Raw genomic sequence first — 12917 nt, forward strand, 5'->3', positions numbered from 1 at the left:
GATATATGGAGCGAGGGATGGGGTCAAGGTTAACGTTATGACGTCAATCGTTGAACAACCACGGGACTCTCCGAATGCCGGGGAACAGGGCAAGGTGGAGGTCCACATCCCGGCTGAGACGCTCGCGGCGTTCGGAGGAGACGAACTGCGCTCGAGGGTCTTCTACGAAAAGTACGCACTTAGGGACCTGAACGGGGTTCAGGTCGAGAAGGTCCCCGGGGACCTGTGGCGGAGGGTCGCGAAGGAGCTCGCCTCGCCTGAAAGGGACGAGGAGAGGAAGAAGGAGTGGGCGTCGAAGTTCTACTGGCTGCTGGAGGACTACCGCTTCGTGCCCGGAGGTAGGATACTCTTCGGCGCCGGGCAGCCCAGGAAGTCCACGCTTCTCAACTGCTACTTCTTCAGGATAAAGGAAGACTCCATCGAGTCGATCTTCGATTGGTGCAAGGAGGCTGCCAGGACCTACAGCTTCGGGGGCGGGGTGGGGACGGACATCTCAGTCCTGAGGCCCAGGGGAGCCCCGGTAAACAACTCTGCAATCTACAGCTCGGGGTCGGTTTCCTTCATGGAGCTGCTCTCGACGACCACCGGCACAATCGGCCAGGCGGGGAGGAGGGGGGCGCTCATGATTACGATCAGGGTCGACCACCCGGACGTGATGGACTTCATCGGCGTGAAGAAGGACCTCAAGAAGGTCAACTATGCCAACATCTCCATCAAGATTTCGGACGACTTCATGAAGGCGGTCGAGGCAGACACCGACTTCAGGCTTCACTTCAAGAACGAGAAGGTGGAGATGAACAGGACAGTTAGAGCCAGGGACGTCTGGAAGTCGCTGATCAAGGGCGCCTGGCAGTCCGCGGAGCCAGGGGTCCTCTTCTGGGACACGATCAAGCGCGAGTCGACAACGGAATACAACGGGATGGAGGTCCAGGGGGTCAACCCGTGCAGCGAGCAGACCCTGGAGAGCTATGGGTGCTGCTGCCTGGGGTCGGTCAACCTCAGCGCCTTCGTGAAGGAGCCCTTCACTGAGAGGGCGAGCATCGACTGGGAGTCGCTGACGAGGGCGACCCAGTACGGGGTCAGGTTCCTGGACAACGTCCTGGACTACAACGCCGAGAAGCACCCGCTGAAGCAGCAGGGAGAGGCGTCCCTGCACAGCAGGAGGATCGGGGTCGGGATCACGGGCCTGGGCGACATGCTGATTAAGCTGGGGCTGAAGTACGACGAGGACTCTACGATAGGGTTCGTGGACCACCTCTTCGAGAGGATCAAGAACGTGATCTACGACTACTCGACGGAGCTGGCGAAGGAGAAGGGTAGCTTCCCCGCCTTCGACGCGGAGAAGCACCTCGCGCAGCCCTTCGTCTCGAGGCTCGAAGAGAAGGTCAAGGAGAAGATCCGCTCTCAGGGGATAAGGAACGCGGCGATAACCACAATACCTCCGGTCGGCTCCGGCTCCATACTCGCTGGGTGCTCGAGCGGGGTCGAGCCGGTCTTCGCGCTCTCCTACACGAGGAGGAGCAAGTCGCTTAGCGAGGGCGAGTTCAAGGTCTTCCACCCGCTCGTCAAGGAGTTCATGAAGGCTACAACGACGAGGGACGAGGCTCAGCTCCCCAACTACTTCGTCACGGCCCACGACATCAAGCCCGAGATGAGGGTCAAGATGCAGGCGACCATCCAGAAGCACATCGACACTGCGATCTCGAGCACAGTCAACCTCCCGGAGGAGATCACTCCTGAAGAGGTAGAGAGGATCTACATGCTCGCCTGGAGGATGGGGTGCAAGGGCATCACAGTCTACAGGGAGGGGAGCAGGGAAGGGATCCTCGAGACCGACAAGGTCGCCAAGAAGGCGGAGCAGAAGGCGTCCTTCGCGCGCCCCAGGATGATGGAGGGGAGGACGCTCAAACTGAAGCTCCCGCAGGGCGGGCTCTACCTGACGGGGAACCTGGCCGATGGCGAGCTCAAGGAGGTCTTCGTGACCCTCGGAAAGTCTGGAGGGGACGAGAAGGCCGACGCGGAGGCCCTGGGGAGGCTCATCAGCCTCTACCTGCAGCACGGAGGGGATACCAAGAGCATCATCTCGACCCTGAAGGGCATAAAGGGCAAGTACGTTTCATGGGACGAGGGGACCCAGCTCCTCTCGATACCGGACGCCATCGCGAAGGCCCTGGAGATAATGACCCTGAACCGCGTGGTCAAGGAGTCCTCGATGGGCCCGCAGGTAAACGCGAAGCAGTCTCACCAGGGCGGGACGTGCCCCGACTGCCACGAGAGCAGCCTCGTGTTTGAGAATGGGTGCTACAGCTGCAAGAATTGTGGCTACAGCAAGTGCGAGTAGGCGCCAACGATTTTTTAGGGTCGTCTCAGGGCGGGCAACCGTGGTCACGAAAGGGACCAAGGGCCTCCTCGTGGTCATGGCGGCGACGGCCCTGGTCATCACGCCTCTGGTGCTCCTCGGGGTCTTCGTGGGGCTCTACGTAGGGGAGCAGACGGGCTACTCAGGTAGCGTCCTTGCGATAGGGTTCTCAACTGCGGGTTTCGTGGCAGGCGTCGCGATAATCTTCAGGGTGATCAGGGCCGTCGTCGGGAGAACGGACGGGCCCGTTACCCCATCTTCTTGAGAGCCGCGGACCTCGCTTTCGCGACCCTCTCCTTCAGCTCGAAAGAAGAAGCTTCGTGCGCTTCACTCACTTTCTTGGCCGCCGCCTCGAAGGGCTCGTCTGCGGTCTCGTTGGTCATGCCGCTGCCTTCCTCTCCAGGACCTTCTTAACATGCTTTAGCCTGGTGAACTCCTCTCTCTCCCTCTCTTCGAGTGTCTGCTGGATGTACCTGATGGAGCCCTCGTACCTCGGGATGATCATGTACTCCAGGGCGTTGAGGAGGCGCTGGGTCTTCTCAAGCTCCTTGGCCAGCCTGAAGATCGCGTTCTCGTACTCGGCGGCCCTGAAGATCGAGGGGAGGACCTTGCGCATCTGCCTAGAGGCCCGGTCGACGGCCACGTTGCTGTCGGCGAACCCGTAGGTCATCCCGACCTCCTTCTCCGAGAGCTTTACCGTGGGGACGTCCACGTCGACTATCCTCCTCACGGTCACGTCGGCCTCGACCATTGGGGGGGTGTTGGCCGCTATCCCTTCGAGCCTGAGGGGGCCCAGCTTGAGGTAGGCGTCGTAGAGGGCGAGGTACGCGTCCGAGAGGGGCTGGGAGATCTCGTCCCGGGCCGCCGTCGCCTGCTGGATCATCTCGTCGAGGCGCTTGAGGAGGACGTCGCGCTTGTCGTCGAGGACCTTCTTGACCCTGACGGCGGTCTGGAGCCGCTTGCGGGTCCCGATGAGCTCGATCTTGGTCGGGAGGACGCTTCCGCCTGAGGCTACCGACATCGGGCCTTCAGCCTATTTGCCTTGGACGTAGTGCTCTTTGATGAACTCTTCCTTGATGTTGGTAAGCTCGCTCTCAGGGAGAATCGAGAGGGTCTCCCACGCGATCCTCAGCGTGTCCTCGAAGGTCCTGTTCTCGTCGTAGCCCTGGTTGAGGTACTTCTGCTCGAACTCGTCCCCGAAGGTCAGGTACTTCAGGTCCGAGCCGGTGAGGCCGGACTTGCCCACGATCTCCGCGAGCGCCCGGAGCTCCACAGCCCTCGCGTATGCGTTGTAGAGCTGGTTACCGACCTGCTGGTGGTCGGGCCTTGCGCGCCCTGCCTTGATCACGTAGCCCAGAGCCGGTCCCATCAGCCTGCTCAGGCTCGAGAGGACGTAGACCGGGGGGAAGATCCCCTTCCTGAAGAGCTCCCTGCCGAGAAATATCTGTCCCTCGGTGATGTATCCCGTAAGGTCCGGGATGGGATGGGTGACGTCGTCGGAGGGCATCGAGAGTATCGGCATCTGGGTGATGCTCCCCTTCTTCCCCTTGATCCTGCCCGCCCGCTCGTAGTTGGTAGCAAGGTCGGTGTAGAGGTAGCCGGGGAAGCCCTTGCGCCCGGGAACCTCCTCACGGGCAGCCGAGATCTCGCGCAGCGCCTCCGCGTAGTTGGTGATGTCTGTGATGATTACAAGGACGTGCATGCCGAGCTCGTAGGCCAGATACTCTGCGGCCGTGAGAGCGACCCTCGGGGTGATGATCCTCTCGATGGCCGGGTCGTCCGCGAGGTTGAGGTAGAGTATGCTCCTGCGGATGGCGCCAGACTCGGCGAGCGTCCTCTGGAAGAAGGTCGCCTCGCTGTGCGAGACCCCGACCGCCGCGAAGACCACTGCGAACTCCTCGCCCTCGCCGACCACCGTGGCCTGGCGGGCGATCTGGGCCGCGAGCTTGTTGTGGGGCATCCCGGCCCCCGAGAAGATTGGGAGCTTCTGGCCCCTGACGAGGGTTAGCATGCCGTCGATGACCGAGACCCCGGTCTGAATGAGGTCGGTTGGGTACTCGCGCTGCTCGGGGTTGATGGGGGCTCCGTTGACGTCGAGGAACTCCTTCGCGACAGGCTCAGGGAGGCCGTCGAGGGGGCGGCCGAGCCCGTCGAAGACCCTGCCCAGGAGCTGGTCGGAGACTGGGAGCTGCATGGTCTTGCCCAGGAAGCGGGCCTTGGTCCCGCTCACCGAGAGACCCGAAGTACCTTCGAAGACCTGCACGACTGCCTTGCCGAAGCCGGTCTCGAGGACGCGCGCGAGCCTCTTCTTGCCCGACCCGTCGTCGATCTCGACCAGTTCGTCGAAGGCTGCCCTTTCGACGCCGTCGACCACGAGCAGGGGGCCCCTGATCTCAGCGACCTTGCTGTATTCTAGACCCGAAGAAGACTTGGTCATGCGGCCCTGACCTCCGGGACGGTCGAGAGGGAGCTGAACTCAGAGAACATCTGGTTTCTAATGGCTTCAAGCTTGTCCATCTCCTCGTTCTTGATGGCGAACTTCGCTCTGAGCATGGGAGCTATCACCTGCATGGCCCTGATCTTGCTGAGAGGCACGCCGTTCCCGAGGACCTTGAGGGCCTCCTGGTGGAACTGGACGAAGGTCTTCATCATCACGAACTGTTTCTGGGGGCTGCAGTAGGCGTCCGTGTCGTCGTAAGCGTTCTGCTGCAGGAAGCCGATCTGGATCATCCTGGCGACGTCGAGGATCAGCTTCTCTTCGTCGGGGAGGGCCTCGGGGCCAAGGAGGCGTACGATCTCTTTCAGAGCGTCCTCCCTCTGGAGGATGCTGTAGGCCTCGGCTCTGATGGCGAACCAGTCCTTGTCTACCCTCTCCTTCCACCACTTGCTGACCGACTCGGTGTACCCAGAATAGGAGCTCATCCAGTTGATCGAGGGGTAATGCCTCGAGTATGCGAGACGGGCGTCGAGGGCCCAGAAGTTCCTGACGAACCTGATCGTCTGCGAGGTCACGGGCTCGGTGAAGTCGCCCCCTGCAGGCGATACCGCGCCTATCAGCGTGATGGAGCCTGTCCTGGTGGGGGTCCCCAAGAGGTCGACCCTGCCCGCTCTTTCGTAGAATTCAGCGAGCCTCGATGCGAGGTAGGACGGGTAGCCCTCCTCGGCCGGCATCTCCTCGAGCCTTCCGCTGATTTCACGGAGGGCCTCGGCCCAGCGGCTGGTGGAGTCTGCTACCAGCACTGTGTCGTACCCCATGTCCCTGTAGTATTCGGCCATCGTGACGCCGGTGTAGATGCTCGCCTCTCTGGCGGCGACCGGCATGTTGCTGACGTTCGCGACGAGGATCGTCCTCTCCATCAGCGGCCTGCCGCTCTGGGGGTCGATCAGCTCGGGGAATTCGACGAGCACCTCGGTCATCTCGTTGCCCCTCTCACCGCATCCTATGTGGAAGACGACCTTGGCGTCTGCCCACTTCGCGACCGAGTGCAGCGTGACGGTCTTGCCGGTCCCGAAGGCTCCCGGGATCGCCCCGGTCCCTCCCTTCGCCATCGGGAAAATCGAGTCGAGGACCCGCTGCCCGGTCATCAGCGGGATCTCCGGGTCGAGCCTCTCGCGGATGGGCCGTGGGGTCCTGACCGGCCACTTGTGATACATCATCAACTCAAGCTTCTTTCCAGACTTGTCCTCGGCGGTCACGACCGTCTCGTCGACCTTGTACTTCCCTGCCTTGACTATGTCCTTCACCTTGACCTTGGGGCTCGTCGGAGGCGCCAAGATTCTGTGCTCGAGAAGGGGCGTCTCCTGGACCGTGCCCAGGATGCTCCCTCCCTCAATCTCGTCGCCCTTCTTGATGGAGGGGACGAACTCCCATTCCTTGTCGAAGGGGATCGAGTTGGCAGTGACTCCCCTCGTGATGAAAGCACCTGCCTTCTTGGCGATAACGTCGAGGGGCCTCTGAAGGCCGTCGTAGATCGTGCCGACCATCCCGGGGCCCAGGGTCGTCGAGAGAGGCTGCCCTGTCCCGAGGACTGGCTCGCCCGGGCGGAGGCCGCTGGTGGATTCGTAGACCTGGACGAAGGCGATGTCGCCAGTGAGTTTGATTACCTCTCCGACTAGCTTCTCCTCGCCGACCTGCGTGACCTCGTACATCTTGGAGGCCGCCATGCCCGAGGCCTTGACAGCTGGCCCGGAGATCCACACGATCTTTCCTTTAACCGGCAAGACGAAAACCTGTTCGGCGTCGAAGTTGTCGGCCTTATAATGTTTAGAACGTTTCTCGCGTTTTCTGGCTAACCGGCCGTCAGGTGGCCCGCGACTTCTCGCCTTAGCTCAGGCCGCATTCTCTCGAGCCTTGCCTCGAAGGTATTGTCGAACTTCACGGAGCCGTCGGGGGTCGTGAGGACGACGCCACCGATGGTGGGGACCGCCCCTTCCTCGAGGGTCAGCTTCGCCTGCCCGCCCAGCTTCTTCAGCGCTGAAGCCACGGCCTTCCTGTCCTTGGAGTTGCAGTGGACCCTTGCCTTGGGTCCTATGACCTCGACCCCCTCTGAAATCAGCATTGTGAGCGACTTCTCGTAGGCTGTTCCCGAGGAGCCGGAGATCTCCTTCACGGCCGCGTCAAAGACCTCGCCGACCGCCCTGTCCAGGGACCTGAGCTGGGCGTTCCTGGTCTCGAGCTCCGCAGCGCCGACTATCTGTCTCTTGAGCGCCTCAGACTGCTTGACGCTCGTCTCGAGGACCTTCGCGACCGACTCGGCCGTCTCTTTCTTGGCCCTCTCGACCCTTGCCAGGGCCTGGCTCCTGGCAGCCTCCAGCTCGGCAAGCGCCTCGGCTTCGAACTCGGCCGAGACTTTCTCGAGCGTGTCGTTGGCGGCCTTGCTCAGCTTTCTCAGACTCCCAGTATCGCCCTGAGCATCGCCCGGTACTCGACCTTCTCCTTCCTGCTCCCGGGCCCGGGGACTTCGTAGATCAACGGAATCGCGCGCTTCGAGCGGACCGCAGTCAGGTCGTCCCTTATGGGCCCGGCGACCTCGTCGCTGACCATTATCAGACCGACCTTCGAGTCGGTGACCAGCTTTCTGATTTTGTCGAGGGCCGCAGCTGGCGAGGAGACGTACTCCCCCGTGACGCCCGAAAGGACGAACCCGGTCACGAAGGCCTTGCCCCCGACAGCGACTACCTTCACTTCGAGCTCCCCATCAAGCGGCTCACTACGTGGTCTGCCGCCTTGGACTTCCTCCTTGAGATCGAACCTTCGAAGGCCTTCAGGTCCTCTGCTCCCTTCGCCCTGATTCGGTCGGCGTCCTTCTCGGCCTCGGCCCTCGCCTTCGCGAGGCGCCCTGAAGCCTTCTCCTGCGCGTTAGACAGTGAAGAGGACTTCGCCGACGTTGCCCATTCCTCCGCGTCCTTCAGGAGCCTCCTGCTCGCCTCGGTGGCCGCGGACTTTGCTCCGTCCAGCTCGGCCTCAAATTCGACGAGGGCCTTGATCGTGTCCTGGACGGCGGAACTCATGGAACAGCTTTTCGTCAGCCTCGGGTTTGCGTAATTAAACGTTAGCGGGTTGGAGGCCGAGTTCGGCTACTGGCGCGTCCCGCACTTCGGACAGAAGGCCGCGGACTTTGGAATCTTCGTGCCGCACGAGGGGCAGAACTTCATCTCTCCCGTTCCCTGACTCTGGACCCAGCTCTGGTCGGGAGCCGCGGCCGGACCCCTTCCCTGCAGCTCGTTGATGGAACCGTTGGCAAGGAGGAGCATTATCCCCGTGATTATCCCGGCGAAGAGGAGCCCGATCACCGCCCATCCGACAGAGTTGAGCGCTTTGAGGGCGGCTATGTCCCCTCTCTCGGCGGCGCCCCGCATCTGGTTTACCCTGTTCAAGACCGAGAGCGACAGGACCAAGAGGACGATTGGGATGACGGCGATGAATCCGAGGACTGGGATTATGAGGAACAGGAGGAAGATTAGCGACGCGATTGCGAGCCCTACCACCGAGAGTATGTTGAAGATCAGAGCGACCAGGAGGTACGTCTTGATGCTCGAGAGCCGACCTGAGTCAGGGTCAGACAAGGCCTGCGAAAGAATTGCCTGACAAACTCGATTTAAGCGTTGGCGGGCAGCACCTGGACTTGACAGGGCTTTCTGGTCATGAGGTGAGCTTGAGTATCGCCCGCGCGACCTCGCCGTCTGATTGCTCGAGAGCCGCGACGGCCCTCTCCCTCGTGACGCCGGCCTGCTGCTGGACCAGGAGGACGTCCTCGTCGTTGAAGGCCTCCCTCTCTATCTCGACCTCCTCGACCTCGCCGACTACCTGGAAGACCTTGTTCCCCTGGGCGTTGACCTCCGAGACGGTCGCGTTCTTTATGTGCATCTCCTTGTCCTTGGTCTTGATCACTACCTCCTCGACGTCGGGTATCTCACGCATGTTGATCCCCATCTTGTCCATCATCCTTCTCGCGTTCCTGTTGTCCATCTTCATCTTTCGAGGCCTGCTCTGACCTTCACCGCCACCCCGGACTTAAACAATGCCATGTGTTTCCCATTCATCACAGAGATCCCGACTCCGAGGACTTTCCTGCCCCTGCCCACGACCACGACCTCGCTCCTCGGGTAGACGTTCTTGCCCGCGGACCTCACGAACTTGCTGAAGACCGACTTCCCCCCTCTGACGAACTCCTCCGCGTCGGGTTCGACTTCGACGAAGTTGTCCCTGAACCTCGGGCTCTTGGAGAGCACCCTTGCCCCGTACATGGTGAGGGCGAAGGCCCCGTTGGGCTTGACGGTAGCGATCAGGTCCTCCCCGTGGAAGGCGAGCTTGACCCTCCCGGAGCGTCGGGAGTAGGCGAGCCTGACCCCCTCCTTGGGGAGGGCCCTGCTCACCCCGCGGCCGAAGAGGTAGTCGACCATGATGGAGAGCCTTCGGAGCTCGCCGCTCTGCGCAGCAGCCTTTCTCAATGCAGAAGGCGCCCCTCAACAGCTTAAGTAATTATCCTGAGGGCGGGTACCTGTGGCTCCAGCGGTCTTCGTAGTCCTCCTCTATGGTCACGTCGTGTCCGCGATCGCATGGCTGGGCGGCGGGATACTCATCACCTTCGTCGTGGGGCCTGGGGTCCGGGGACTGAGCCCTATGGCCAACCTGGAGTTCACCGCGAAAGTTTTGCCGAAGATCTTGCGATTCATCCAGGCATCCATAGGGACGACCTTCCTATTCGGCCTCCTGCTCTTCTACTACCTCGGTGTCGACGCGACGTCCTCGGCGTCGCTGTGGATCGACGCGGGGATCGGGGTCGCGCTCATAGCGGCGGCAGTCGTCTTCGGAGTGACAGTCCCGTCGTTCAAGAAGGTCATCAAGATGGCACAGGAGAAGATCGCGAGCGGCGCGCAGGGGCCTCCTCCGCCTGAGATGATGAAGTTTGGGACGAGGGCAAGGATGGGCTCGATAGCGGGCGTCTCGCTGCTCCTGGTAGTCGTCCTCCTGATGATCTCGGCCGCAGTCGGTCTCTAGGCCGCGCGCTGGTCCTGGCCGTCGCTGGAAACGATGATTAGTCTGAGTTGTCCCAGAGCCCAGCATGAGCCCTGACCCGAAGAGCATCCAAGTCCTCCGCGTGGGCCAGAGGTACTACAGGGACGAAAGGACCCTCACCCACCTCTGCCTGGTCTCAAGGGCCCTCGGCGCGGAGTCGATCTTCCTCGAGGACGCGGAGAAGGACGTGACCAGGACCCTGGCCGAGGTCAACGAAGCTTGGGGGGGCGACTTCCAGGCCTTCCTCGGGGCCCCATGGAGGAGGGTGATCCAGGACGCGAAGAAGGAGGGGAGGAAGGTGGTCCACCTGACTATGTACGGGCTCCCGATCCAGGACGTGGCGACGGAGCTGCGGAAGCTCGAGAAGGTCCTGCTGGTCGTTGGGGGGCCCAAGGTCCCGGGGAGGGTCTACCACGAGGCGGACTACAACGTGGCAGTGACGTCTCAGCCCCACTCCGAGGTGGCCGCGCTCGCGATTGCGCTTCATGAGCTGCAGGGCGGAGAAGAACTTAAGAGAACGTTTCAAAAAAGCAAGCTCCGGATCCAGCCCTCGGCCCGGGGCAAGAGGGTCGTCAAATCTTGAAAATAGAATACGAAGACACGTTTGTGAAGGTAGCCGGCCTCATAGGCGGCCCCGACTACGTCAGGGTGGCGAGGGCGCTCCTCAACAACGAGAACGCGACCGACGAGGAGATCGCGTCTGCGACAGGGCTAAAGATTAAGACCGTGAGGAAGTCTCTCTACGACCTCTTCGGACGGAGTCTGATCACCGGCGTGAGGGTCAGGGACCCGAAGAGGGGATGGTTCGTGTACAGATGGAAGGCGCAGAGGGACCAGACCGACGGGTTCATCCAGACCCAGAGGAAGAAGGTCCTGAACAGGCTCAAGCAGAGGCTCGACTACGAGGAGACCCACGAGTTCTACTTCTGCGGGACGCCGACGTGTCTGACCAGGACCTTCGAGGACGCGATGGAGAACTTCTTCAAGTGCCCGACTTGCGGGAAGGCCCTCAACAGGCTGGACAACGCCGAGCTGAAGAACTCGCTGCTCTGGAAGATCAAACAGCTGGAAGAGGAACTGGTGAAGTGAGGCCCTCTGAGGAGGGGGCCCTCAAGCTTCACAGGAAGCACGGCAGCAACGACGCGATCGTCAGGCACTGCAAGACCGTCGCGAGGGTCTCGATGATACTCGCTACAGAGCTCCAGAGTCAGGGCAAGGCAGTCGACAAAGAAGCGGTCCTCGCAGGGGCCCTGCTCCACGACATAGGGAGGAACAGGGCCCAGACGGTGAGGCACGGGCTGGAGGGGTCGCTGCTGCTCAAGGAGGAAGGAGTGGACGAGAAGGTGGTGGAGATAGTAAGACGCCACGTCGGGGCCGGACTCTCGGCCGAGGAGGCGAAGGCGCTGGGGTTCCCGAACCTGGACTACATCCCCAGGAGCGTGGAGGAGGTCGTCGTCTGCTTCGCCGATAAGATGGTCGACGGGGTCAAGGTCAGGCCCTTTGAGGAGGAAGTGAAGAGGTTCGTCCGGAAGGGGCACGACGTCCCCAGGCTGATGGCCCTCAGGGAGCGCGTGAGGTCCGAGCTTGGGAAGGACCCGGAAGGCCTGATCTTCGAGAAGATTAAAGAAAGTGACTAGGGGACGCCGCCTTCGTGGCTGCGTGCATCTGCAGGTCCTGCAAACACAAAGACTACGAGAGCTGCGGCAAGTGCTCCTGCTGTTCCTACCACAGGTGCGCGTGCATGCCCATCGTCGTCTCGGTCGGGTACGCGTAGCCCAAGTGGCCGCTAACTAGTCTCGAAAGCTATGGGTTTACGTTAGAGTTTCCACTTGTAAACAGGAATCCGCTCGAGGTTGGGTGGCTGGCGGGCTTGATTGATGGAGAAGGTTTCGTACACATCCGCTTCAGGAGCGACAGGTTCACGATGTACCCTAGGCTCCGAATCTATGGCACTTCAAGGCCCATCATTGCAGAGGCAGCCAGGATCATGGGAGTGAACCCCTTTCCAAGGAGAGACAATGGTATCCTCGTTGGATGGTATGCGTCAGTCTCGCACCTGAAGGCCTTGAGGGTCTTGCGAATCGTCCAACCCTACCTCCGTGACCCTTCCAAGAGCTGTCGTGCCAAGAAAATCTTGGGCACCTTCGGTGACGTCGGGACTGTCAGAGGCTATCTGAGAACGCCGGAGTTCTTCAAAGACTGTCCGCCCCCAACTCGAATCCGAAAGCCGAGAAGCATAATAAACCACGTCCAATGAGACCATTTCAGCGAGGTGGGGAAGCCAGTCCCTCATGGGGGCCAGGTACATCCCGGCGGGCTCATAACGGAAACTCCGCGAGAGACCCGCAGAGCGGAGGTTCAAATGGGGGTCAGACCCCCTGAAAGTCCTCCCCTCGCTACTCATCATCTGAAGGCACGTCCCTGCGTCCTTCCGCGCGAGGTGTCAGGCCTCTCGGAATCCCAACCTGAGCACGATTCGACAAAAGGCTCATCTGAACAATACTGCGACCAGCTGACCCCCTCCATCGTCTAGGATCCTATCGGACTCTTCTTGAGACTGCTGGGTATGCGACTGCCGCCAGCAAGATCACAATGCCAAGCACTGAGAGGGCAGGGACCCACTCGACGTCGACGACCGGGAGCCATGGGAGCGGGACCTGGACGCTGTTCACGAAATAACTTGCAAGCGAAAGGGACACGAAGACCGAGGGGATGGTGGCGAACGCCGCCGTCAGGAGGCCAGGCAGTATGCTCCCCCTCACGAGCAGCAGATAGACGTTCACCGCTATGACTGAGAGAACGGAAATCATGCAATAGACGAATGAATAGTAGAACTGGAGTTCGGGAGGGATTCCTCCGATGATGGTCGGCCCTACCCAGAGCTCTGCGAACCCAATGAAACTGGCAATCTCCAAGACGTATGGCACAGCGTCGGGCAACCGCTTGTCTAACATGACGGTGAGGACGCTGTTGCCGAGGAAAAAGTCGATCCCGAGAAGTAAGAAGAACTGGGGAGCGAAGGGCGGCGAGAAGACCATC

17 protein-coding genes and 1 tRNA gene are annotated in these 12917 nt (G+C 61.2%); 8 read left to right on the forward strand and 10 right to left on the reverse strand.

Annotated elements, in window-relative coordinates; all coding sequences use genetic code 11:
• The first annotated feature begins 37 nt into the window (after positions 1–37).
• A complete protein-coding gene (locus HY247_04875; protein ID QQG48096.1) occupies positions 38–2341 on the forward strand; it encodes an adenosylcobalamin-dependent ribonucleoside-diphosphate reductase in 2304 nt (767 codons plus the stop codon).
• 40 nt (positions 2342–2381) lie between these two features.
• Entirely contained in the window at positions 2382–2624 is a 243-nt protein-coding gene (locus tag HY247_04880) for a hypothetical protein (GenBank protein QQG48097.1), read from the forward strand.
• A 114-nt stretch (positions 2625–2738) separates the two neighbouring features.
• Here HY247_04880 and HY247_04885 read toward each other — a convergent pair whose 3' ends face one another.
• From HY247_04885 to HY247_04925, 9 genes are all read right to left on the reverse strand, one after another.
• Positions 2739–3380 (reverse strand): V-type ATP synthase subunit D, encoded by a 642-nt coding sequence (locus tag HY247_04885; GenBank protein ID QQG48098.1) that lies wholly within the window; start codon positions 3378–3380, stop codon positions 2739–2741.
• Between the two features lie 12 nt (positions 3381–3392).
• Entirely contained in the window at positions 3393–4796 is a 1404-nt protein-coding gene (locus HY247_04890) for a V-type ATP synthase subunit B (GenBank protein QQG48099.1), read from the reverse strand.
• Entirely contained in the window at positions 4793–6580 is a 1788-nt protein-coding gene (locus tag HY247_04895) for a V-type ATP synthase subunit A (GenBank protein QQG48100.1), read from the reverse strand. Before HY247_04895 ends, HY247_04890 begins: the two co-directional genes overlap by 4 nt.
• 68 nt (positions 6581–6648) lie before the next feature.
• Positions 6649–7251 (reverse strand): hypothetical protein, encoded by a 603-nt coding sequence (locus HY247_04900; GenBank protein ID QQG49564.1) that lies wholly within the window; start codon positions 7249–7251, stop codon positions 6649–6651.
• The gene (locus HY247_04905) at positions 7248–7544 is read right to left on the reverse strand and encodes a V-type ATP synthase subunit F (protein QQG48101.1); all 297 of its coding nucleotides are present in this window, start codon (positions 7542–7544) and stop codon (positions 7248–7250) included. Before HY247_04905 ends, HY247_04900 begins: the two co-directional genes overlap by 4 nt.
• Positions 7541–7870, reverse strand: a complete 330-nt coding sequence (locus HY247_04910) for a hypothetical protein (protein QQG48102.1) — start codon at positions 7868–7870, stop codon at positions 7541–7543. Before HY247_04910 ends, HY247_04905 begins: the two co-directional genes overlap by 4 nt.
• Before the next feature lie 66 nt (positions 7871–7936).
• Positions 7937–8425: a zinc-ribbon domain-containing protein gene (locus tag HY247_04915; GenBank protein ID QQG48103.1), complete on the reverse strand. Its 489-nt coding sequence runs from the start codon at positions 8423–8425 to the stop codon at positions 7937–7939.
• Between the two features lie 76 nt (positions 8426–8501).
• Positions 8502–8834 carry a transcription factor gene (locus HY247_04920; GenBank protein ID QQG48104.1) on the reverse strand — a complete coding sequence of 111 codons (333 nt, stop codon included), beginning with the start codon at positions 8832–8834 and terminating at the stop codon, positions 8502–8504.
• Complete coding sequence (locus tag HY247_04925) at positions 8831–9310, reverse strand: hypothetical protein (protein QQG48105.1); 480 nt, start codon at positions 9308–9310, stop codon at positions 8831–8833. The genes HY247_04920 and HY247_04925 overlap by 4 nt, the downstream gene beginning before the upstream one ends.
• Before the next feature lie 52 nt (positions 9311–9362).
• On the opposite strand from HY247_04925, the gene HY247_04930 reads away from it, so the two are divergent.
• The 6 genes from HY247_04930 to HY247_04955 all read left to right on the forward strand — a co-directional run bounded on the left by HY247_04930 (position 9363) and on the right by HY247_04955 (position 12277).
• Complete coding sequence (locus HY247_04930) at positions 9363–9860, forward strand: hypothetical protein (protein QQG48106.1); 498 nt, start codon at positions 9363–9365, stop codon at positions 9858–9860.
• Between the two features lie 64 nt (positions 9861–9924).
• On the forward strand, positions 9925–10461 hold the full coding sequence (locus HY247_04935; GenBank protein QQG48107.1) for a tRNA (cytidine(56)-2'-O)-methyltransferase: 537 nt from the start codon (positions 9925–9927) through the stop codon (positions 10459–10461).
• Positions 10458–10967 carry a transcription factor gene (locus HY247_04940; protein QQG48108.1) on the forward strand — a complete coding sequence of 170 codons (510 nt, stop codon included), beginning with the start codon at positions 10458–10460 and terminating at the stop codon, positions 10965–10967. Before HY247_04935 ends, HY247_04940 begins: the two co-directional genes overlap by 4 nt.
• Complete coding sequence (locus HY247_04945; protein ID QQG48109.1) at positions 10964–11515, forward strand: HDIG domain-containing protein; 552 nt, start codon at positions 10964–10966, stop codon at positions 11513–11515. The genes HY247_04940 and HY247_04945 overlap by 4 nt, the downstream gene beginning before the upstream one ends.
• Positions 11516–11748: 233 nt before the next feature.
• The gene (locus HY247_04950; GenBank protein ID QQG48110.1) at positions 11749–12135 is read left to right on the forward strand and encodes a hypothetical protein; all 387 of its coding nucleotides are present in this window, start codon (positions 11749–11751) and stop codon (positions 12133–12135) included.
• Between the two features lie 9 nt (positions 12136–12144).
• Positions 12145–12277, forward strand: a tRNA-Met gene (locus HY247_04955).
• 138 nt (positions 12278–12415) lie between these two features.
• On the opposite strand, the gene HY247_04960 is transcribed toward HY247_04955, so the two are convergent.
• Positions 12416–12916 carry a hypothetical protein gene (locus HY247_04960; protein QQG48111.1) on the reverse strand — a complete coding sequence of 167 codons (501 nt, stop codon included), beginning with the start codon at positions 12914–12916 and terminating at the stop codon, positions 12416–12418.
• Between the last annotated feature and the right edge of the window lies 1 nt (position 12917).

This window comes from archaeon, assembly GCA_016432545.1.
Taxonomy (GTDB): domain Archaea; phylum Thermoproteota; class Nitrososphaeria; order Nitrososphaerales; family Gagatemarchaeaceae; genus UBA183.